Below are 23,062 nucleotides of genomic sequence, written 5' to 3' on the forward strand. Positions count from 1 at the left end.
GATCAGCGGTAGGACGGGGCGTGCACGACCTCGAGCACCTCGGTACCGAGTGTCCGGAGCGCCTCCACCACGCCGAGGCGTCGCTGGAGCGAGTCGTCGTCGAACGTCACGGTGACGGCGTAGCTCACCGACGACCCCGGCCCGCGGAGGATGCCGGCCTCCGCCCGCACCCCCGTCGACGACCCCGTGACGACGACCGCCTGCAGGCCGTGGTCGAGCGCCCGGTGCGCCAGGGGGTCGAGGCCGAACGAGCCTGCGACGAGGGACAGGTCGCTCGCGAGGGACAGCCAGCCGAGCACCCGGTTCGACACGGCCTCGTCGACGACCTCGCCGAGCGCCAGACCCCGCATCAGCCAGGCGAGCTCGCCGGTGGGCGCCACCGAGGCGTCCGGGGCGTCGTCAGGACCACGACGGTCCCGCACGCGGTCGATCAGGGCGGTCCGCTCGATCCCGAGCCCCTCGGCCCGCTCGCGCACGGCGTCGATGCCGACCGTGGAGAGCAGCGCGTTCATCGCCCAGGAGTCGGCCGTCGCCCCGACGAGCGTCGCGAGGTCGGGGACCTGCATGGTCGGCTCCTGCAGGAACTGCCAGAGGCCAGCACCCGTGGCGGTGTCCCGCGCCATGCGCTGCAGCCGGTCACCGTGCAGGCGGCCGTCCTCGAGCTGCGCAGCGGTCTCGATGAGGAGCAGGACGCGTCCGAGGCTCGCCACGGGCTGCACGAGCGTGTCGTCCACCGCCAGCAGGGCCTTGCCGGTCGAGGTGTCGATGACGGACGCACTGACGGACGCACCGTCCCGGGCCAGCGCACCCAGTGCCTCCAGGCCGGCCGCGAACCGCTCGTCCGCACCACCGCGGTGCCGTCCGCGCGCACGGACGCCGACCGCGGCGTCGACGTGCTGTCGACGCCGCGGACGGCGTGTGGAACCCGGTTCGGAGGACGCGGACGCGTCCGGTTCGGTCATCACCAGATCGCGACGCGCTCTGCCGGGTCGAGGTACATGGCGTCCTGCTCGGTCACACCGAAGGCCTCGTAGAAGCCGTCGATGTTCCGCACGACCTGGTTGCAGCGGAACTCCGTGGGCGAGTGCGGGTCGATCGAGAGCAGTCGTGCTGCCTCTTCCGGGCGGATCGCCATCCGCCAGGCCTGGGCCCAGCTGAGGAAGAACCGCTCGGCGCCGCTGAGGCCGTCGACCACGGGCGGCTCCTGGCCGTCGAGGGACAGCAGGTACGCCTTCCACGCGATCGACAGGCCGCCGAGGTCGCCGATGTTCTCGCCGATGGTGAGCGCGCCGTTGACGTGGCCGTCCGGGACCTCGGTCGGGACGAGGGCGTCGTACTGCGCGATGAGCGCCTTCGTGCGGTCCTCGAACGCGGCACGGTCGGCCTCGGTCCACCAGTTCTGCAGGCGGCCGTCCCCGTCGTACTGCGAGCCCTGGTCGTCGAAGCCGTGCCCGATCTCGTGGCCGATGACGGCGCCGATCGCGCCGTAGTTCGCGGCGGCGTCGCGGCCCGCGTCGAAGAACGGGAACTGCAGGATCGCCGCGGGGAACACGATCTCGTTGAAGCCCGGGTTGTAGTACGCGTTGATGGTCTGCGGGGTCATGAACCACTCGTCGCGGTCGATCGGCTGACCGATCTTGCCGAGCTCGCGGTCCACCTGGAAGGACGCGACCGCGCGGACGTTGCCGAGCAGGTCGGTCGGGTCGACGGCCAGCGCCGAGTAGTCGCGCCACTTCACCGGGTAGCCGATCTTCGGCGTGAACTTGTCGAGCTTGTCGAGCGCGCGGGCGCGGGTCTCGTCGGTCATCCAGTCGAGCGCGGTGATGCTCTGGCGGTAGGCCTCGACCAGGTTGGCGACGAGGTCGTCCATCTTCGCCTTGGACGTCTCGTCGAAGTGCTCCTGCACGTAGATCCGCCCGACGGCCTCGCCCATCGCACCCTCGACCAGGGAGACGCCGCGCTTCCAGCGCTCGCGCTGCTTCGGCGCACCGGTGAGGGCCGTGCCGTAGAACGAGAAGTTCGTCGCGGACAGCGCGCTCGTCAGGTAGGCCGCGGATCCTCGGACCACCTGCCAGCGGAGCCAGTCCTTCCACGCCCCGACCGGCTCGCGGTGCAGGAGCGCGACCAGCCCCGTGATGAACGAGGGCTCCCGCACGACGACCGTCTCGAAGGCGCCGGCCGGGGCGTCGATGGCGTCCACCCAGTGCTGCAGGTCGGTGCCGTGGACGAGTCCGGCGATCTCCGCCCAGGGCATCTTGTTGTAGGTCTTCTGGCTGTCGCGGGTCGTCACGTTGTCCCAGTGCTCCGCGGCGAGCGCCGTCTCGAGCGCGATCACGTGATCGGTGCGCTCCGCCGCGTCGTCGAAGCCCGCGAGCGGGAACATCGCGGCGACGAACTCGCGGTACTTCGCGCGGATGTCGGCGAACCGGTCCTCGCGGTAGTACGACTCGTCGGGCAGCCCGAGGCCGGACTGCTCGAGGAACACGACGTACGACTCGGGGTCGCCCGGGTCGTTGTCGACGAAGAGCTGCAGGAACCCGGGAAGCCCGAGCCGTTCGAAGCGGCCGACCATGCGGACGACGTCCTCGACGGAGTCGACCGCGTCGACCTCGGCGAGCAGGGGCTCGATCGGCTCCGTGCCGAGCGACTCCAGGTGCTGCTCGTCCGTGAAGGACGTGTAGAGGTCGCCGACCTTCCGCTCCTCGGTCCCCGGAGCGGCCTGCTGGGAGCGCTCGACGATCGCGCGGACGGCTTCCTCGGCAGCCTCGGCCAGCACCGTGAACGAGCCGTACCGCGCCTTGTCGTCGGGGATGGGCGTCGCGTCGATCCACGAGCCGTTCACGTGCCGGTACAGGTCGTCCTGCGGTCGGACCGCGGGGTCGAGCTCGTCGGTCGTGATCCCGGAGCCGAGGGCTCCCGAGGTCTGCGTGGTGCCCGTGCTCGGGTTCCCTGGCGTGGGTGCGACGTCCGTCATGCGTCCACGATAGCCACCACCACCGGCTCGGCACCCGGTCAGTGGCCACCCCTGTGGACGACCCCACAGGGTGCCGGCGGCCCGGTACGGTCATCGCATGGGACTCGGCTGGAAGCTGCACGGGGACGGCGCGACCGTCTCCGCCTCGACGATCGTGGCGCCGGACGAGCGCCTGAGCTGGGGGCGGACGATCGGCCTCGGTGTCCAGCACGTCGTCGCGATGTTCGGCGCGACCTTCCTGGTCCCGCTGCTGACCGGCTTCCCACCGTCCACCACGCTGCTCTTCAGCGGTGTCGGGACCCTGCTGTTCCTGCTCATCACGGGCAACCGGCTGCCGAGCTACCTCGGTTCCTCGTTCGCCTTCATCGCGCCGATCGCGGCCGCGACGAAGATCGGCGGCATCCCCCTCGCCCTGTCCGGCATCATCGTCGTCGGCGCCCTGCTCGCGCTCGTCGGCCTCGTGGTGCACCTGGCCGGTGCGGGCTGGATCGACCGGCTCATGCCACCAGTGGTCTCCGGTGCGATCGTCGCCCTGATCGGGTTCAACCTGGCGCCGGCCGCCCGCGACAACTTCACGAAGGCACCCCTGACCGCGGTGGTCACCCTCGCGGCGATCATCCTGGTGACCGTCCTGTTCAAGGGGCTCGTCGGCCGCCTGTCCATCGTGATCGGTGTCGTCGTCGGCTACGTCGTGGCCGCACTGTCCGGGCAGGTCGACCTGTCGAAGGTGTCCGAGGTCCCCTGGGTCGGCCTGCCGACCTTCACGGCGCCGGCCTTCGACCCCGGGCAGCTCGCCGTGTACCTGGGCTTCGTGCCCGTCGTCCTCGCGCTCGTGGCCGAGAACGTCGGTCACGTGAAGGGCGTCGGGCAGCTGACCGGACGCGACCTCACGCCGCTGACCGGACGCGCGCTCATGGCGGACGGCCTGTCGACGGTGCTCGCCGGCGCCGGGGGCGGTTCGGCCACCACGACCTACGGCGAGAACATCGGCGTCATGGCCGCCACACGGGTCTTCTCCACCGCCGCGTACTGGGTCGCGGGCATCGTCGCGATCCTGCTCGGGCTGTCGCCGAAGGTCGGGATGGTCATCTCGTCGGTCCCGGCCGGCGTGCTCGGCGGTGCGACCACGGCGCTGTACGGCCTGATCGGCGTCATCGGCATCCGCATCTGGGTCGAGAACAAGGTGGACTTCGCCAAGCCGAAGAACCAGCTGACCGCGGGCATCGCCCTGATCATGGGCATCGCCGACTTCACGTTCTCGTTCGGTGGCGCGACCTTCGGCGGCATCATCGTCGGCACCGTCGCGGCGATCGCCGTCTACCACCTGATGGACCTGGTCGGCCGGGCACGGGGCACGGAACTGGTCGCGCCGAAGGCCTCGGACGCGGCGCACGCCGCGACCGGCGCGGTCCCGGCGGAGCCGCGCGCGGACTGACGCACGGACCACCGGACGGGAGGATCGTGGCCAGCCCGCCACGATCCTCCCGTCCGGCGTCCCGCCAGCCCGTCAGCCCACCTGCCCGCCTGCCGGGACCGGCCGGGTCAGCGGAGGCCGGTGAGGCCGACCACCAGCTGGACCACCGCCAGCACGACGAGCACCACCACCAGGCCGACGGTGCCCCACCGCTCGATGCCCACCCGCAGGGCGGACAGGGGCCGGTGCGCACGCGGACCGGCGGCAGCCGCGAGGACGACCGGCGCAGCGACCGTCGAGGCGGCGACGACCACGAACAGCACGGCCGCCACGACGGCCTGCCCCGGCGCGGGGTCAGCGTCGCCGAACGCCAGTCCCGCGGTGAGCGCGAGCACGAGCGCCTTGGGGTTGCAGAACAGGAGCAGGCCGAGGCCGAAGCCGTGACCGGTGCCGAGCCGCTCGACGGCGTCCGACCACCGGGCACTCGACGGACGCCCGTCGGGCAGGCGCCGTGTCGTCCACTGCCAGACGGCGAGTCCGGCGAGCACCGCGGCGGCGGCGAGCGCCACGACGGCCTGCACCGACGACCCGCCGGCGGTCTCGAGCGGGAGCCGCTCGCCGACGAGGACCGCGACCACGAGCGCCACGGCCACCGCCGTCGCCCACCCGACCAGGCAGGCGATCGCGGGTCCGTACCCGCGGCGGTGCCCGAGCAGGAAGACGACCGACGCGATCGGCAGGGGGCTCAGGGCGATCCCGACGGCACCGGGCACGAGGGCGGTCAGGTCCACGGTCGGAGCGTACCGCCACCAGAATGGTGCGGTGCCCCGTCCTCCCGCGTCCGCCGAGCGCCCTGCTCGCTCCGAGCAGCGCGGGGTCGACCGGGACATCGTCCGGCTCGCGGTGCCCGCCCTCGGGGCGCTCGTCGTCGAGCCGCTCTTCCTGCTGACGGACACCGCGCTCGTCGGGCACCTCGGGGCGACCTCCCTCGCCGCGGTCGGCCTGGCGGGCGCCGTGCTGCAGACCGTGACGGGGCTCCTCGTCTTCCTGGCGTACTCGACGACCCCGGCCGTCGCCCGGGCCCTCGGTGGTGGGGACCGTCGCGGCGCGGTGCACGCCGGTATCGACGGGATGTGGCTCGCGCTCGCGCTCGGCGTCGTGCTCGCGCTCGTCGGGTGGCCGCTGGCCGGGCCGCTCGTCGACCTGTTCGGCGCCTCGCCCGCGGTGTCGGCGGCCGCGACGGCGTACCTGACGGTGTCGCTGATCGGCCTGCCCGGGATCCTCGTCGTGACCGCCTCGACCGGACTGCTGCGCGGTCTGCAGGACACCAGGACCCCGCTCGTCGTCGCGACCGTCGGCTTCGTGGCGAACGGGCTGCTCAACGCCGTGCTCATCTACGGCGCGGATTGGGGCGTCGAGGGCTCGGCGGCCGGCACCGTCATCGTGCAGTGGGCCATGGCGGCGGTCTACGTCGGCATCGCGGTCCGCGCAGCCCGGGCGTCCGGTGCGCCGCTGCGGCCGGGAGCGTCCGGCGTCGCACGCGCGCTGCGGTCGGGGGCGTGGCTGTTCCTCCGCACCGCCTCGCTGCGGGTCGCGATGCTCGCGACCGTCGGGACCGCGGCGGCGCTCGGGACCACCGGGCTCGCGACGACGCAGGTCGGACTCACCGTCTTCTCGACCCTGGCGTTCGCGCTCGACGCCCTCGCCATCGCCGGACAGGCCCTCGTCGGGCACGGCCTCGGCGCGCGCGACCCCGACCGGGTACGGCTCGTCACCCGGCGGCTGGTGCTGCTCGGCATCGCCGGGGGCGTGCTCCTCGGGCTCGTGACGGTGGCGGTGAGCGGCCTGCTCGGACCGGTGTTCTCCGACTCCGCCGCGGTCCGGGACGCGCTGCCCGTCGTGCTCGTCCTCATCGCGGTCGGGATGCCCGTCGCGGGCTACGTCTTCGTGCTCGACGGCGTGCTCATCGGCGCGGGTGACGCCCGGTACCTGGCGATCGCCGGCGGGGTCAACCTGGTCGTGTACCTGCCGCTCCTCTGGTGGGCGGGCGGCACGCTCGCGGGGCTCTGGGCGGCGTTCACGCTCGGGTACATCGGGGTCCGGGCGGTGACGCTCGGGCTCCGGGCGCACCGACGAGGCTGGATCGAACAGGCGCTGGCCCGGTGACGCGCTCCGGGGAAGGGACCGCGGTCGCGTCCTCCGCGGTGCTCGCGACGGTCGGCATCGGGGTGCAGGGGGTCGCGAAGCTCCTGGTCACGGTCGTCGTCGGCCGGGTGTTCGGCACCGAGACGCTCGGGCACACCACGGCCCTGCTGTCCCTGTCGGTCTTCGCGGCGCTGCTCTGGCCGAACGCGGCGGGGAACACGGCGTCGCGGTACCTCGCGGTCGCGCTCCGGGCCGGCCGGTCGGACGCCGCGGTGAACCGACTGCTCGGGGCTGCGACGGCGGTGTCGAGCGTCGTGCTCGCCGCGCTGACCGTGCCGATCGCCGTCGCGTGGGGCAACGGGCCGTGGACCGTCGTCGGCGGCGTCGCGGTGGTGGTGGCCTACGGCCTCTACTGCCACGCGCGGGGTGCGCAGCTCGGCTACGGTCGTGCGCCGCTGACCGCGCTGTGGGACACCGTCACGAGCGTGCTCGCGCTCGGGCTGCTCGTGGCCGTCTGCGTCGCCCGGCTCGAGGCCCTCGTGCTGCTCCCCCTGGCCGTCGGCTACACGGTGTTCGCGGTGGCGTGCTGGCCGCGGGGCAACCGGGCCGCCGGGCCGCCGGAGCCGACGACCGGGGTGCTCGGCTTCGCGCTGTGGAACGTCCTGGCCGTGACCACCGCGAACGGCCTGCTCCAGCTGACGATGATCGCGGCGCAGGTGAGCGTCTCCGCGCGCGAGGCCGGGGTCTACGCCGCCGCGTTCACGCTCGCGACGCCCGCCTCGATGCTCGGGCAGGCCCTGGGGCAGGTGCTCGTCCCCGCCTTCGCGCACCGGACCGACGGCGGGTCGCTGCGCTCCCGCGGCGCCGCCGTGCTCGTCGGGGGCTTCGCGGGCGGGACCGCGGTCGTGTTCGGACTCGTCGCCCTGCTCGCCGGGTGGTTCCTGCCGCTCGTCTACCCGGCCGAGGGGGCGGCAGCCGTGGCGGACCTGCGGTACCTGATGGTCGGCGTGTGGGTGTTCACGGTCGGGCTCGTGCCGGCGGCGCTCCTGCTCGCGGCCGGTCGGTCGCGGGCGGTGGCGCTGGCCTCGGTCGCGGGGTTCGTCGTGGGTGCGGTGCTGATGGCCGTGCTCGCGCCGGTCGCCGGGGTCGCGGGTGGGACGACCGGGTTCCTGGTCGGCAGCGCGGTGAACCTGGTCGCGGTGCTCGGACTCGGGCTGCGGCGGCGCTGAGCACGGCTGCCCCGTCAGTCGAACGTCGGCGTGGTCGCCGAGCACCGCACCGGCTCGCCCGGCGCACTCGAGGTGTCGGAGGCGATCTCGCGCCCGCCGTCGAGCAGGATGTGGCAGGTAGCGGTCGCCCCGGCGGCGGGCGTCGCCCGGACCGAGGCCCGGTCCTCCGCGAGCACGACGAGCTCCCGCGTCCAACGCGATCCGCCGTCCGACGCCTTCCGGGTCTTCCGGTCGCCGAGGTCGACCTCGCGAGGCGCGTCCCCGCGGCCGTCGGCGCCCTCGACGTGGACGTCCGCGAGCGTCGCGCCGACGGGCTGGTCGACCGTCACCTCGTACGTCACGGCCCACGCGTCGCCCAGCTGCTGGTGGACGACGCTGCAGCCGGTCAGGAGCCCGATGGAGGCGGCTGCGGCGACGAGGGCGGTGGAACGACGGACGGTGGTGCGCGTGCTGGTGCTGGTGCTGGTGCTGGTGCTCATGCTCCGAGCCTGTCCGGTCGGCGCCCGGGGATCGTCCGCCCGCGGTCTCGACGGGGTCGGCCGACGGGACGACCGTCGGTCATCCCCGCGACGGGTCCGCTTCATCGGCGGCCGAGGGGACCCTCGATGGTGCGGAGGGCGCATCCTGGTCATCCACGAGCGGAGCGGGCGGTCGTCGCGGAGACCGACGGCATCGGGGGAGCAATCATCGAGAGCACTGGGCGCGACAGGCTTCTTGACCACCTGCGAGCAGCACCCCCGGAAGTGTGATCCAACGTGGTACTCAGCCCCAAGGGGATGATTCCGGCCGCGGGCCGAGGAATCAAGGCCTTGCGCTTCTCAACTCCCGGAAAACATCCGGCATAAGATACATCCTTGGCGAAACTCGGCGCGCTATCTTCGTCTTTCTGGTTCGCCTGGACCGCGATCCTGTTCGATCGAGCGGCAGAGCCGGTCGACGGCGTCCCGTCCGTCGGGCACGTTGAACACACTGGTGCTGTGCGCCACCGGCACGGTGAGCACGCACTGCCGGAACACGAGTTCGACCGCAGCGACGCGGTTCGCCGCGTGGCGCACCGAGGTCGCCCGCGGCATGAGGTCCTCGCCGTGCGACTCGACGACGAGGACCGGGCGGGATCCGCCGCGCCACAGCGAGGTCCGATCGGGCTCGAACAGGAGCGTCGCGGTGTACAAGCGCCGCAGCTCGTCCTCGAGCCGGAGTCGCCGCCGCACCTCGGGCGTCACGATCACGTGCACCAACGCTGCCCCAGGATGCGCCTCCCGGAGGCGCCGTCCCCGCCGCCGCGCGACAGCGGAGAGGAGACCGAGCAACACCACGGCGACGGGCGCGCCGAACACGACGGCGAGGGAGACCGCCGCATCGATCGGGTCCGTGGCGAGATCGCGTAGCTCGCTGAGGACGAGGACCGGGAATCCGACGGCGGCCGCCACGACCCCCGCGCCGAACGGGGCGAACGCTCCTGGACGCTGCTCGTCGCCGGCAGTCACCCGCACTCCTCCCGTTGCACAGTGCCGAACTCACATGAGTTGGCAGAGTCCTCAGCGCTATCAACGCACATCTTGTCGAACGCGGTGCTCGCGGCGCGCAGAACCATTGTTCACAAACCTACGCGAACGCTCTCCTTTTCCCTGCGCGTTGTAGCATTCCTAAGCACGCTCTTGGTAGCACTGCGGATAGTGACCTGCCGACCGCATGATCACTGTACTCACGGCATCCGCTTCGGGGGGCTGAAGTGCTTCCTCAGATACTTGAGAAATCGCCGGTCCTTGCGAGGAAGACTGGCGCGTATCCGCTCGTCCATGTCGGCGAGCCACTTGTACGCCCGTTCTATGTCATCCGCCTCTACGGACCAACGAAGAGGGAGATCTCTCCGCATGATCTGAAGGACGTCTGCGCTGCCATCCGCCTGAGGAGAATGCTCAGCAGGGAGCAAGATCGGGGCCCCGTTGTCGAGCGATATAGGCAGGTCTACCGCGATCACGCGATAGTGTTCCGGATCCGCATCCCCACACATGGAATCGACGGCTTCAACGACCACCCAGTGGCCCCGAAAGGGGCCACTTTCGTACTGTGCGACAACAACGCCGTCAGGCCACTCACTCGGCATCGACGAACTCGCGAAGCTACTCAAAAAAATCTCCGAGTCCCGTGCATCACGTGCACGTTGCGCATCTGGGCACCCTGTCCATAACCATTCCTGCCTGACATGATGTTCGATTTCCACACACCGGCGTGCTTAACAGGCGCCCTGTATGCCAAGTCGCCGGAGCGCGAAACCCGATACCACCCCCTTCCATTCTTCAGTGGCAATTTCGAAGTGCCTCGACCCAACGCTGCCCTCATGCCAATCCGCGTCCCCATAGCTCAGCGCTGCGGCGTCCACGACGACCTCAACAACTCCGCAGACCAGGCCTTCTCGGCCGGTCGCCCGGCACAGACGAACCCCGCCAACCTCGACCCTCACTGGTCTCTCGGGCTTGATCCTGGTCGTCACGCATGCGCGGCACCCTCCAGCCAAGCAGAGATCTCCCTTGTCTGCTGTGCGGCACGGGTTGGGCCGCACAACGTCCCCAATGGATGGCGCAAGCGGACTGACCCCTCGTCATCCCTGATGCCGAAAGCCATCACCTTGAGGAATCGGCCACTTCCGTCGAGGTTCCCGGCGTTCAAGAAGCCTTCGTAACTCACGACCCGGTAACTCGTTATCGCAGCACGATTCCATCGTGATGTACGGAACCAGCTCCGAACAACAAGGACCTGCCCGTTGATGTAGATACCCATGAACAGGCTCCTCATCAGGAAATACCCCATGGCGGACACCACAACACCGAGGATCATCCCGGCCGGAAGAGTGCGCGGCACCGCGGTGCCACTGAGGAGATTCAGAAGGATGACGGACAACGTAGTTGAGTAGAGCGGCAACGCAATCCATCGGGCGGTGTTGCCTGAGTGAGCGACGCGTCGCATTACCTTCTCCATCGGTTCAACTCGTTCGAACTGTCGCCCGGTGTGCTTGAGGCGGGGCCACTGCCGGTACGTCAGAGGGACGCTTCGGAGTCTTTACAAGGTTGCAGCTCGGGATTCCGTCGTCTCTCGTGGATGCGGGACCAGGTCGAGGCGCCGATCCGTCGACAACGCCCTCCCCTTCCCGCCCCGTCACAGCCTCACCGGGCTGCCCCTCGAATGCTGCGATGAATGTTTCAGTTTCGCGAAACAGCATGGTGGGACCTTATTGGAAAACGAAAGAAAGGACAATCAGGATACCGATCAACGCCACACTCCCATAGATCAGATAGATCACCCCTTGATCCGTAGGATTTATCAATCCAAGTACGTAATCGTAGAGCCTTCCTGACCTCGTGATCGCAGCCGAATGCTTGCCTTGTGATGCCCCCGCCTCTTCACGCGACGTGTTACTGCGGCGAGCGTTGACAACCACTCCGTTACCAATAAACAGGACCAGCGACATGAGACCCAGAATAATCACTATAGATAGCATGATCTTCGAGTCAGTTACCCTCTCGATGCCGACCATTGCGACAATGCCGGCATCAGTCGCAGCAACTATCCAGCCGATTACCTCGAGTCGAGATACCGGAACCTTCTTCACCATTTTCTCCTTGCCGCACGCTGGGTTGCGTGTGCCCTGCGAATGAGCGCAGATGTTCCCAACCAAGTTTTGGTGCGCGCCGACGAACGAGTCGCCCTCATTCCGAACGCGCCGCGAACATTTCGAAGTTTCAACGCACGGGCAACCTTCGCATTTGCCACTCCCTTGAATGCTGCACCTGCACCTTCGACTGCCCCAAGCGCGATGTGCCTTCCAATTGGGTCTCTGTGGTGGTTCACGCGCCAATTCAACGCCCCCAGCCCTGCTCCAAGCGCCGCACCGAGTGCGATGCAACTGAACGGGTTCGTGCAGGCGACGGCGAGCACTAGGCCTATAGCGATCGTGCGAACAGTTGAGTTATCAAGTGCTCGCTTCCCCCATTTCAGGGCATCCTTGCCGAACTGCTTCCAAGAGTACTGTCCGCTCAGATCGAATGCGTTGATTGGGTCGTTGACGTACGCGTAGGCGTTGTCGGTGCCGCCCTCCACAGGGTCGACCTGCAGGAACCGCCCCAGCGCAGCGACGTACTGCCGTGCCCCCATTTCGATCGTGGCAATGGACCCGAGGTGTTCGGTGAGTTTCTGGTGCTGCCCGAGCCAGCCGTAGTCCGCGTTGCCTTGCTGCGTGTCCGGCCCGGACTGGTTGGCCGGCACGGTCCCGAACAGTCCGGTGGTCGGGTCCATAACCTGACCGAACGGTTCGTACACCGGCAGTGTCGTGCCTGCGAGCTGCCCGGCGGCATCAGCCGTGGCGATGATGTCGCCGTGGATGTTCGGGTACGACCACACGGCGCTCGTCCCGCGGAGCTCGACCGTGACGCCACCCGCGAGCGGAAGGTCCCACTCGGTCAGCTTCGATGAGCCGTCGTAGACGAAGTCCGGGGTGTCGCCGTCACCGGTGAATCCGTACCGGGTCACCGTCTTCGTTCCGTCCGCTGCCTGTTCGGTGCGCTGCACAATGCGGTTCGCCGCGTCACGCACGTACGTGACCTTCGACCCGTCGTCGAGGACGGTCTGCACATGCCGGTCTTGCCCGTCGTACACGAGCGTCTCGTCCGCCAGGGTGGTCGTGTTCCCGTGCGCGTCGTACACCAGCTGCGAAGCCGTCAGCGACTGGTTCACCGGCGTTGCTCCGGCAACCGGGTTCGTCACCGTCGTCCCGAGCAACCGGTCCGCTGCGTCGTAGCAGGACGCGACCTGCGCCGCCGCGCCTACCTGGTTCCCGGAAGCGTCGAGGAGCTGATCCGACGAAGACGTCCGGTTCCCGTTCTTCCCCGCCGCAGCGACCGCACCCGCCTGCGCGCACGCGGCCTGACCGAACCCGTACGTCATCTGGTGCCTGGGGATGGCCGCAGCCACGAGCCGTCCGGCCGTGTCGTAGGAGTACGTCGACGTGTTCGACGTCGCACCGAGCGCGGTGGTGTCCTTCAGGACGTCACCGGACTGAGACCGGACGACCTGATCGGTGAGCTGCGGCTGGTTGTTCGGGAACGACCACGCCAATCCGGTCAGCTGCCCAGCGCCGTCCTTGGTCACCGTCGCGGACGTGCCGTTGCCGGCGTTGCCGTCCCCGGACGGGTACGAGACCGACGTGACGTCACCCTGCTGATACGTGGGTACGGCGACGACCTTGCCGTCAGCGGTGAACTGCGTCACCTTCGAGTCGATGTCGTACGACTGCCCCGTCGAGTGCTGCACACCGTCCGCCGTCACCGCCAGCGTCGAGGTGACGCGGCCCGCCTGGTCGTAGGACGTGGTCGTCGTCGTGCCCCACACGTCGACGTACTTCGTGACCTGGCCGAGGAGGTTCGACACGGTGGTGATCTTGGACCCGTTCGGGGACCCGGCGACGCTGTCGTCGGTCACCACGGTGGTCAGACCGTCCGCTGAGAACGACGTCGTCTCGGTGGTTCCGGGCTGACCGCTGAACGCCGAAGTGGTGTCCTTCACCACGCGTCCACGGGCGTCGTAGACGGTGCAGGACCAGTCGTCGTCCCCGGACTGCTTGGTGCCCGCGGTACGACCCCAGATGTCGTAGAGGTACGAGGTCGTGACCGCGCTCCCGGTCGCCGGGGTGGCTCCGGTGGTGGTCTTCAGCTGTCCGTACTGCGGCGTCGACACGTCCACGCCGCAGATCTGCCCGTCCGTGGTGCCGTACGCGGCCTTGATCGTTTCCGTGTCACCGAAGTACGCGTTCGTCGAAGCTGCAGCTGCCTGGGCCGGCAGGGTGCGCGTGAGCTGGCGGAGGTAGCCGGAGTTCTGGGGCTCGTAGCTCGCCGTCTCCTTCAACGCGAGTCCTGACGGGTCGGTGATCGTTGCGGTGGACATCCCGAGCCACGGCTTGTCGAACACCGTCGCGGACGTGGAACCACTGATCTGCGATGCCGAGATGCCAGCGACACCGGTCGGCGCCTGATCGTCCGTCTTCGACGTCGTGGCCAGGCCGTAGTCGGGCGTCAACGCGGTTCCCGGGATCACCGTCGTGGTGCCGCCGTTGATCTTCCACTCGAGCGCCAGGGATGCGTCGACGGTGACCTCGCGGTACTGCAGACGGATCTTGACCGACTGCCCTCTCGCAAGGGTCACCTTCTGGTTTGCTGCGGTCTCCGTCGCGGAGTGGGGGCCCCAGTCGTCGATGAGCGGTACGTCGTCAACCCAGAGCTGGGCGCCGTCGTCGGACTTGGTCAGGAACGTGTAGTCCGCCTTCGCCGGGTACGCGCTGGTGTCCGGGATCGTGATCAGCCCGGTCAGGCGGACGGAGAAGTTGTCGGTCGTGAAGCCGGCGCCGGCTGCTGCCGGGCTGCCCTTGGCCCAGGTCTGGTTGATCGAGCCGTCACTGTTCCCGACACCGAGCCCGTAGGACTTCGGCGCTCCCGCGAGGCGGTCGTTGTCGTACCAGGTCGCGTTCAGACCACGGAGCGGATTACCGCTCGCGTCCTGGTCGTATCCGGTGCTGGAGTGCGCAGTGGTCGGGCGGCATGCGTCGGTGGGCTGTTGGTCGTCCGGGAAGCACGACGCCGGCGCGGGCCCGTAGCTGTCGGTCGGACGGTCCTGCTGGTTGTAGATCGTCGTCGTCTTCCGACCCTGCGGGTCGGTGGAGGAGATCACCTTGTCCGGCTCTGCCCACTTCTGCGAAGCCGTCAGCCCGGACGGGCTCGTGGTGGTCAGCTGCCGCCACGCGGCGTCGTAGGTCACGGTGGTCGCGTGGGTGCCGGACGGCAGTCCCAGCGCGAGCACGTCGACGAAGGACGTTCCGGTTCCGTACGTGTAGGTCTTCGCCGGTCGGGAGGCGCTCGTCACCCCGTCCGGGGCGGGCAGCGTCACCGAGGTGGCCTTCCCGTCCTGGTAGGTGATGGTCGTGGCCGTGTTCTGGTCGATGGCGCGACTGCTGTCGGCAGCCAGCCAGTCGTTCGCAGTCGCGTCACGCAGGAGCGTCAGCTTGCCGGCGTCGTAGCCGAAGTCGGTCTGTTCGTTGCCGGGATCGAGGATCCGGGACAGGTTGCCGCTGGTGTCGTAGAAGAGCTGCGTGGTGTCCTGCTTCCCGGCGGCGTGGTCCGGGTAGACGATGCGGCAGAGCATGTTCGCCGGCACCTGACCGAAACCGGTCGGGACAGGGCACGCCAGTCCGCTGGAGTCGGTGTCGGCGGCGCTCAGGCCGACGTCGGTGGCCTTGTCACCCGCGTAGGCGAACCGGATCTGCCGGCCGTAGGAGCCGTCGGACTTCTTCGACAGCGGGTCCGTGAGCCGGTCGATCATCCCGGTGCCGCCGCGGTAGGTCGAGAACGGCGTCGCACGCTTGATCGCGTCCCCGGCACTCGTGACGGTGGACACACGGCCGGAGGCGTTGAAGACGGTGACGGTGCCGTCGTCGTCGGTGAAGGTGACCTGCCCGGACTGGTCGAGCGCGACCTGGCCGTACTCACCCGCCGGCGGCTTGTAGCCGGTCGACGAGCCCGACCCGCCGGTCCGGGTGTAGGTGTGGGCCGTCCCGGTCGTGTCAGTCAGCACCACCGTGTTGTCGGCGACACGAACGCTCGCCCAGTCACCGGCATCGCCCTCGAGCGCCGTCGACGACGACCAGCCGGCCGGCATCGACTCGACCTGACGGGAGAACCAGTCCGACAGGACGGGCTTCGGCTTGCCGTCAGGACCGAGGTAGGAGAGCGCGACGCTCGCGCCGCCGGTGTGCTCGAAGTACTCGAGCTGGAACGGGACCGCCTTCGTCCCGGGGGCGATCGCGGACGATGTGTCCTCCGCGTTCGACACGGACCACTTGTCGAGGATCTTCGTGTTGTTGACCCAGAGGCGTGCGCCGTCGTCGTGCGCGACGGAGAAGGTCAGCTTCCCGCTGGCATCGAGGACGCTGGACGGGATGGTCATGTACCCGGTCCACCGGACCAGGAAGTCGTCCTTTGGGACGGACGGAGCCGGGGAGCCCTGCCCCCAGTTGAACGTCGGCGACGGGTCGTTCCGTACGAGCACGGGCGTCTTGCCCGTGAACGAGTAGTCCGGTGCTGCGCCGGATGCGGGGGTGTCGTCGAAGTACGACCCGGTCAGCCCACCGAACGATGCCTGCTGCGAGTTGTAGCTGAACGCCATCCCCATGTCGCCGCCCAGGGTCGACACGGTCGGGGAGGAGAACCGCATGCCGACGTTACCGTTGGCGAGGTTCACCGTCACCGGGCCAGCGGTGTCCGTCGGCGCGGGGCCTGCCTCGCCGATGCGCTGGTTCACGGTGAAGCTGCTCACCCAGTTGACCGGAGGCTTGTCGTAGGTGTCGTCCGTTCGGACGGTCCAGGAGTACGCGCCACCGTCGTGCAGGCTGTTCGCCGGTACCTTCCAGGTGATCGGCTGACCGGCTGTCGGGGTGAACCAACCGGAGGACACCACGGTGCCGGAGCTCGCATCCGATCCGGTCGCGACCGTGAAGTTGACCTTGAACGGATCGACCTCGGCGTCCGAGATCGCCGGGACCGTCAGCTCGGGAGTGAGGGTCGTCGAGACGGTGTCGTCGGTCGGTGATGATCCCGCCTGGCTGGACAACGGCGCGTTGTTGGTGGTGAAGGAGAACACCGACGACTCGGACTTCGTCGACGTGCCGTGCACGCCGTTGTAGCCGTCGCGGATGAAGCCCTTCCAGTAGTACTTCGTACCCGGCTTCAAGGTCCCCCACGGGACCTGGACGGTCTGCGCACCCCAGCCCGAGTCCCACACCGTGCCGACGTCAGGGTTGCTGTTCGTGCTGACGTGGTACGCGTAGTCCAAACCGGTCTTCTCGGGGTCGGTTCCCGAGATCGCGAGCTTCGGAGCCAGTGGCCCCCGTTTGCCGTTCGCGGGCGAGGGTGCGATCGATCCACCAGCCGTCGGCAGGTCCTTGTAGTCGACGATCAGCGCAGCATCGATGGTCTTGTAGGTGTACGCACCTGGCGTCTCCTGACCGCGCAGCATGAAGTACACGCCCTTGGTCTGCGAGCGGACCCACGAGGCGACCGAGTCCGCGACCCCGCTGTCGCCCGCCGATCCGGCATCGCTGATCGGCCAGACACTCATCTGCTGCCCCACACCGCCGTAGCCGAAGCTCGTCGCCTGGCTGACAGACCCGGCGTACGAAGTGGTCGTCCCAGCGTCATGCAGGTAGCCGTCGACGCGTGCGTTGATGATCTGCTTGCCGAAGAACTGCTCGTAGTTGAAGTGCGCGACCGTCCGCCAGTACTTGTCGCCGCCGTCCCGGGCATTCCCGATACGGATGACGCCGTCGGTGATCGAAGCGCCGTCCGACTTGTACGCGTGCTGGTCGTTCGACCAGGACGTGGCCGACGTCGGGTCGACGTGCACCGGGAACACCCGTGCCGGGTCCTCCAACCACGTCCGGCTCGGGGCCATCGTGATCGTCCAGCCGTCACCGTCCTCCGCCAGCGTCGTCGCGACAGCGGTCGATGCCGGCTCACGCACGTTCTCGACGCCGGACGAGTCCCACATCTGCGGCTGCGGAACCGCGAACTCGACCGTTCCCGAGTCCGACCGGAACACCATCGTGCCGTCGTCCTCCGTGGTGGCTGCGAGGCCCTTGCCGCGCACGTGCCACGTCCACGAGTCCCGCGCCTTCGTCGGCAGCTCCGCCAGGACGAGCTCCTCCTTCACGGTCCCGTTCGTCACCGTGTAGTGCAGGTCCGTGTCCGGGAAGACGTCACGGTAGGTGACCTCGTCACCCGCGCCGCCCTTGTTCGTGTGCGACAGCGAGCTGTCCGCCGCGTCCTCGAGCGAGTACGCGAGCGTGAACCCGTCGTGGTGCATCGTCAGGACGTCCGAGCCCGACGCGTTGTCCGCGAACACCGGGTCCAGTGGGTGGTCGTCGACGACACCGGTCCCCGCCGACGTCACGTCCACGTCCGTGTTCACCGGGACCCACTTGCCCCGGTCGTCCTTGATGTTCTGCGGGACCTGCGAGATGACCGCGGTCTTCGAACCGTCGGTGTTCTCGTAGGTGTCCTTGAACGTCGATCGCCCGACGAGCTTCGACGTGTCCGGATCGAACGGCGAATCCGGCGCAGCAGGCTGCAGGTCGCCGCCGAGTGCTTTCGTCCGGTCGTCCGCGGTCGCCGTGGGCGCCTGGTCGTAGGCGATCTTCGGAGCGTCGACGACCCCGTCCGGGACAGTCGGCGTCGGAGCGGGGACCGCGTCCGAGGTCACCGCCGGCAACGAGGTCACCGGCCGGTCGTCGACCTCCGCCGCCTGCGCCGGCACCGCGACCAGGACCTCAGCGACCAACGCGATCGTGGTGATCACCGATGCGAGCACTCCGGCCCGCGCGACTCGTCCCCTCATGGGACTCCCCTACTGCTCCGACCGGCCCAGGACCGGTCACCTCCGCTCCCCCACGGGAGCACGGAGACTGAGCGTAAGGACAGTCGCGCTCAGCTGATCCATCGGTTCTGCCCCCCGTTCGGGGACGGTGGAACGACCGGGGTACGCCGAAGCCGCACCGCGCCGTGCGGACAAACAGCAGAACCGCGAGCACTACCACCGCGGTACCGGTTTCGGGGTACGACCGCAGACTGAAGCTCCACTCAGACTGCGCTGCTCGTGCGCGCAGTCCCGGCGCCGGGGTCACGGACCGGGGGCCAGCCCGATCCTCGGTACGAGCCACGCCATCCCCGCCGCGATCGCCGCCCGCGCAGCGAGCCAGTTGTGCTTCACGCCGGGGACCACCCACGTGGTGACGTGCATGCCCGCAGCTGCGGCGTGCGCGGCGACGACGGGCATCGCGGGCCCGTACCGCCCGTCGAGCTGCGCCGCGGTGAAGAACGCCGAGCTGTCGCGGTACGGACCGTGTGCGGCGAGCAGGGCCTCCGGCTGGGCCGCGCGGTACGCGGCGGCGTCGCCGGAGAAGCCGCGGGCGATCGACTCCCCGGGGCTGCCGAGCGTCGGGCCGAGCTCCCCGGACACGTCGATGATGTTGCCGAAGCGCCCGGGGTCGCCGGCGCCGAGCTGGATCGCGCACGTGCCGCCCTGCGAGAACCCGCCGATCGTCCACGCGGACGCCCCCGTCTGGACGCGGAGGTGCGACGTGATCCACGCCGGGACGTCCTGCTCCAGGTACGTGCGGCTGTTGCCGAGCGGGCCGTCGACGCACATCGGGTTGCCGGAGTCCGGGCCGAGCTGGTCCGGCACGACGACGATCGGCGCGAGCCCGGCGTGCAGCGCTGCGACCGCGTCCATCGTCTCGGTGAGGTGCCCGCCCGTCTCCAGGTCCTCGGGGCCGGAGCCGCGGGACTGACCGGGGAGCAGGACCACCACCGGGAGCGCCGGCGGGTCCGGCACCAGGGCGGCGGGCGGCAACCAGAGCAGCCCGGGCCGGGCGGTGAAGTGCGACCGCGTCGCCGGGATGGTCACGTGCAGGAGACGCCCGGCGGTCGGCAGGTCCGTCCGCGGGGCCCAGGTGTGCGCCAGGTCCAGGGTCGCCGGGCCCTGTGACGCCGACGGGTGCTCGGCGAGGGGGATGCCGTCGGACCCCGCCGGGTCGGGGAGGACGGTCGGTGTGGGCGTGACGGCCGGGGTGGGCGTGGCCGTCACGGTGACCGCGGCGGTGGGGTCGGCCGACGCCCGGCTCCACCAGGTCGCGCCGACCCCGACGTTCACGACGGTCAGGGCCAGGACCACGACGAGCACGGTCCAGACCGTCCTGCCGGGGCGTCGAGCGTGCTGCACGGCGCTGAGCGTACGGGCCGTCACCCGACGGCACGGCCGACATCGTGCCCGCGGTGCTGAGGGATTCCCCAGTCAGCTCCGAGCGGGGCCGGCCGTGTCGCCGATCCGCAGCTCGGACCGGAACGCCGCCGGACGCGGCTCGCCGCCCTCGAGCATCGCGAGCGCGGCCCGGGCCGCGGCACGGCCCTTCTGCTCGAAGGGCTGCACGAGCGTGGTGAGCTGCCGGATCGGCGAGCGGTGGAGCAGGCTGTCGTCGACCGTGATGCCGTCGAAGCCGACGACGCTGACGTCCTCCGGCACACGGAGTCCGGCGTCGAGTGCGGCCGAGATCACCCCGACGGCGAGCAGGTCGCTCTGCGCCACCACCGCGGTCGGGATCGCGGCCCCGGAGGCTGCGCCGGCGAACAGGGACTGCCCGGCGATGCGGCCCTCCTCGACCGAGCTGCCGGCGGCCTCCACCGCGGGGGCGTCCCCGTACACGCCGCGGACCCCACGGAGCCGCTCGAGCGTGGTGTGGGCGACGCCCTCGGCCTCGCGGGCGGGGTCGACGAGCCCGCGACGGCGGCTCCCGTCGAGGGGCAGCGTCACGATGGTCACGGCGGTGTGCCCGAGGTCGCGGAGGAACGCGGCGGCTCGGCGCGAGGCCTCGCGGTTGTCGAGGTGGATCGGGACCGCACCCTCGATCTCGTCCGCCTCGATCGCCACGACCGGGATCTGCCGGCGACGGAGCACGGCGACGGCGGGGTCGATCCGGACGTTGCAACCGACCAGGACCACGGCGTCCATCGGCGCGTCGACGATCGGGCCGGTGCCGCGTTCGTCGTCGAGCGGGCTCCGGACGAGCAGCAGCGACGCCCCCGCCTCGCCGGCGACCTCGGCGATGCCGTCCAGGGTCAGGACGTTCACGGGATCGCGGAACGCGTCGCTCAGGCGCTCGTCCATCACGACGCCGATCACCCCGGACCGACCGCGGCGCAGCGAGCGCGCCCGCGGGTCCGGTCCGCCGTAGCCGAGCTCGGCGGCCGCGGCGAGCACGCGGGCCTTCGCGTCCTCGGAGACCGGTCCGGCACCGCTGAAGGCGAGCGACGCCGTGGACGGGGCGACCCCGGCCGCGCGGGCGACGGCGGCGAGGGTCGGGCGGGGCCCACGGCTCGCCCCACCGTCGGCGCCGGTCCGGGACGCTCCGGTCCCGGTCGCGCCGGGTCCTGTTGCCGGTTCGTCCATCGCCCGTTAGCGTAGTCACCGAACAGGGTCGAATCGATTCGACACCACCGCGACACGCACCAGCACCGACCCGGAAAGCCCGACATGACGACGACGTCCGCCCGCACCGCCCCGACCACCCGCGTCTGGATCGTCGCGGTCTTCGTGGCCTTCACGCTGTCGGGCCTGGCGATCGCGACCTGGCTCGGCCGCATCCCGAGCGTCCGCGACTCCCTCGGCGCGACGACCCTCGAGATGGGCCTGCTCGTCCTCGGCATGGCGGTGGGCTCGATCGGCGGCCTGACGTTCGCCGGGCACATCGTGTCGAAGCTCGGTGCGCGCCGCGGGGTCCAGGTGGCCTCGGTCTGCCTGGCCGTCGGGCTGACCTTCGCCGGCTTCGCGGTCACGTACGGGTGGGGCTTCGCCGCCATCTGGGTCGGTCTCATCGCGTTCGGCTTCGGCAACGGCCTGGTCGACGTGTCCATGAACGTGTCCGGTGCCGCCGCCGAGAAGGCCGGCGGGCGGACGATCATGCCGCTCTTCCACGCGGCGTTCAGCGTCGGCACGCTCGCCGGCGCCGGGCTCGGGGCGCTGACCGAGGCGCTCGAGGTGCCCGTGGTGCTGCACTTCACAGTCCTCGGCATCGTCACGTGCGTGGTCATGCTCGCGGCCGCGTCGCGCTTCGGCGACGAGCACCGGTTCGAGGAGCACACGTCGACCGCGACGAGCCCGACCCCCGTGCAGCTGACCCGCTGGCAGGTGTGGGCACAGCCGTCGACCCTGCTGATCGGCGTGATCGTGCTCGGCATGGCGCTGGCCGAGGGGTCCGCGAACGACTGGCTGCCGCTCGCGATGATCGACGGTCACGGCCTCGACAACGCCGCGGGCTCCGCCGTGCTGACTGTGTTCCTCGCCGCGATGACCGCAGGGCGCATCGCCGGCAGCCCGCTCATCGACCGCTTCGGCCGCGTGCCCGTGCTCCGCGTGAGCGCCGCCGTCGCCGTGGTCGGTCTCGGGCTGCTCATCTTCGTCGACGTCATCCCGATCGCGATCGTCGGGGTCGTGCTCTGGGGCCTCGGCGCGAGCCTCGGGTTCCCGATGGGCATGTCCGCCGCGGCCGACGACCCACGCTCGGCCGCGCTCAAGGTCAGCGCCGTGGCGACGATCGGGTACGTGGCGTTCCTCGCCGGTCCGCCGCTCATCGGGTTCCTCGGCGAGCACATCGGCCTGCTCGGTGCGCTGCTCGTGGTCTTCGTGTTCATCATCGGCGCGGGCCTGGCGTCCGGGGCAGCACGCGAGACGGGCACCGCGGCCGAGACGCTGCGCCGCCGACGTGCGCAGTCGGCCGGGCGTGACCGCACGACGGGCCGCAGCGGGGACGACGGGGACGACCCGCGCCTCCAGGCCGGAACGCCCACCCCCGGAACGGAAGCCCGCACGCTTACCCCCGCGACGGAAGCCGCCGCACCGACCGCCGACCGGGCGGAGAGCGCGACGCGCGACCACCGTTAGGATCGCCGGGTGCGTCTCGTCATCGCCCGCTGCTCCGTCGACTACGCCGGACGCCTGTCGGCCCACCTGCCGCTCGCGACCCGTCTGCTCATGCTCAAGGCGGACGGCTCGCTGCTCGTCCACTCGGACGGCGGCAGCTACAAGCCGCTCAACTGGATGAGCCCGCCGTGCTCGATCGAGATCGGCGAGCCGGACGAGGAGCAGGCCACCGCCGGCATCACCCAGGTGTGGACGGTGACGCAGAAGAAGACGCAGGACAAGCTGATCGTCAGCCTGTACGAGGTCCTCGCGGACGAGTCGCACGACCTGGGCGTCGACCCCGGTCTCGTGAAGGACGGGGTCGAGGCGCACCTGCAGCAGCTCCTCGCGGAGCAGATCGAACTGCTCGGCGACGGCCACACGCTCGTCCGCCGCGAGTACATGACCGCGATCGGACCGGTGGACATCCTAGCCCGTGACGACGCGGGCGCGAGCGTGGCCGTCGAGATGAAGCGCAACGCCAACATCGACGCGGTCGAGCAGCTCACCCGGTACCTCGAGCTCATGAACCGCGACCCGCTGCTACGGCCGGTGCAGGGCGTCCTGGCGGCGCAGACGGTGGCACCGCAGGCGCGGACCCTCGCCGAGGACCGCGGGATCCGCGTCCTCGTGCTCGACTACGACGCGATGCGCGGCATCGAGGGCGGGCACACGCGCCTGTTCTGAGCGGAGCGACCGGGCGCCGCGGCCCACGTCCGTCATCGGGACGGCTCCCGTCCGTCGTCGGTG

15 protein-coding genes are annotated in these 23,062 nt (G+C 70.2%); 5 read left to right on the top strand and 10 right to left on the bottom strand.

Annotated elements, in window-relative coordinates; genetic code table 11:
- Positions 1-2: 2 nt before the first annotated feature.
- Positions 3-962, bottom strand: coding sequence for a serine hydrolase (locus DEU32_RS14945; RefSeq protein WP_114851243.1), 960 nt, complete (start codon positions 960-962; stop codon positions 3-5).
- Positions 962-2,974: a M13 family metallopeptidase gene (locus DEU32_RS14950; protein WP_114851244.1), complete on the bottom strand. Its 2,013-nt coding sequence runs from the start codon at positions 2,972-2,974 to the stop codon at positions 962-964. The genes DEU32_RS14945 and DEU32_RS14950 overlap by 1 nt, the downstream gene beginning before the upstream one ends.
- A 97-nt stretch (positions 2,975-3,071) precedes the next feature.
- Between DEU32_RS14950 and DEU32_RS14955 the strand changes: the two genes are divergently transcribed.
- Entirely contained in the window at positions 3,072-4,409 is a 1,338-nt protein-coding gene (locus tag DEU32_RS14955; RefSeq protein ID WP_114851245.1) for a uracil-xanthine permease family protein, read from the top strand.
- Between the two features lie 107 nt (positions 4,410-4,516).
- On the opposite strand, the gene DEU32_RS14960 is transcribed toward DEU32_RS14955, so the two are convergent.
- Positions 4,517-5,179, bottom strand: a complete 663-nt coding sequence (locus DEU32_RS14960; RefSeq protein WP_181819310.1) for a GAP family protein — start codon at positions 5,177-5,179, stop codon at positions 4,517-4,519.
- A gap of 31 nt (positions 5,180-5,210) precedes the next feature.
- Between DEU32_RS14960 and DEU32_RS14965 the strand changes: the two genes are divergently transcribed.
- Positions 5,211-6,554, top strand: a complete 1,344-nt coding sequence (locus DEU32_RS14965; RefSeq protein WP_114851247.1) for an MATE family efflux transporter — start codon at positions 5,211-5,213, stop codon at positions 6,552-6,554.
- Positions 6,551-7,762, top strand: a complete 1,212-nt coding sequence (locus DEU32_RS14970) for a lipopolysaccharide biosynthesis protein (RefSeq protein ID WP_114851248.1) — start codon at positions 6,551-6,553, stop codon at positions 7,760-7,762. Before DEU32_RS14965 ends, DEU32_RS14970 begins: the two co-directional genes overlap by 4 nt.
- A 14-nt stretch (positions 7,763-7,776) precedes the next feature.
- Here DEU32_RS14970 and DEU32_RS14975 read toward each other — a convergent pair whose 3' ends face one another.
- From DEU32_RS14975 to DEU32_RS15005, 7 genes are all read right to left on the bottom strand, one after another.
- Positions 7,777-8,241, bottom strand: a complete 465-nt coding sequence (locus DEU32_RS14975) for a hypothetical protein (RefSeq protein WP_114851249.1) — start codon at positions 8,239-8,241, stop codon at positions 7,777-7,779.
- Between the two features lie 393 nt (positions 8,242-8,634).
- Positions 8,635-9,249, bottom strand: coding sequence for a hypothetical protein (locus tag DEU32_RS14980; RefSeq protein WP_114851250.1), 615 nt, complete (start codon positions 9,247-9,249; stop codon positions 8,635-8,637).
- Between the two features lie 1,003 nt (positions 9,250-10,252).
- Positions 10,253-10,741 carry a hypothetical protein gene (locus DEU32_RS14990; protein WP_114851252.1) on the bottom strand — a complete coding sequence of 163 codons (489 nt, stop codon included), beginning with the start codon at positions 10,739-10,741 and terminating at the stop codon, positions 10,253-10,255.
- A 250-nt stretch (positions 10,742-10,991) separates the two neighbouring features.
- Positions 10,992-11,372 carry a hypothetical protein gene (locus tag DEU32_RS16980; protein ID WP_181819311.1) on the bottom strand — a complete coding sequence of 127 codons (381 nt, stop codon included), beginning with the start codon at positions 11,370-11,372 and terminating at the stop codon, positions 10,992-10,994.
- Entirely contained in the window at positions 11,369-18,196 is a 6,828-nt protein-coding gene (locus DEU32_RS14995) for a PA14 domain-containing protein (protein WP_114851253.1), read from the bottom strand. The genes DEU32_RS16980 and DEU32_RS14995 overlap by 4 nt, the downstream gene beginning before the upstream one ends.
- 282 nt (positions 18,197-18,478) lie before the next feature.
- Positions 18,479-19,579 (bottom strand): esterase family protein, encoded by a 1,101-nt coding sequence (locus DEU32_RS15000; protein WP_147281493.1) that lies wholly within the window; start codon positions 19,577-19,579, stop codon positions 18,479-18,481.
- 72 nt (positions 19,580-19,651) lie between these two features.
- A complete protein-coding gene (locus tag DEU32_RS15005; protein ID WP_114851255.1) occupies positions 19,652-20,803 on the bottom strand; it encodes a LacI family DNA-binding transcriptional regulator in 1,152 nt (383 codons plus the stop codon).
- Positions 20,804-20,887: 84 nt separating this feature from the next.
- On the opposite strand from DEU32_RS15005, the gene DEU32_RS15010 reads away from it, so the two are divergent.
- Together DEU32_RS15010 and nucS are read left to right on the top strand one after the other, a co-directional pair.
- Positions 20,888-22,294 (top strand): MFS transporter, encoded by a 1,407-nt coding sequence (locus DEU32_RS15010; protein WP_258554894.1) that lies wholly within the window; start codon positions 20,888-20,890, stop codon positions 22,292-22,294.
- Between the two features lie 9 nt (positions 22,295-22,303).
- Positions 22,304-22,999, top strand: a complete 696-nt coding sequence (nucS, locus tag DEU32_RS15015) for an endonuclease NucS (RefSeq protein ID WP_058741572.1) — start codon at positions 22,304-22,306, stop codon at positions 22,997-22,999.
- Positions 23,000-23,062: the final 63 nt, after the last annotated feature.

The organism is Curtobacterium sp. AG1037, from assembly GCF_003349855.1.
GTDB lineage: Bacteria > Actinomycetota > Actinomycetes > Actinomycetales > Microbacteriaceae > Curtobacterium > Curtobacterium citreum.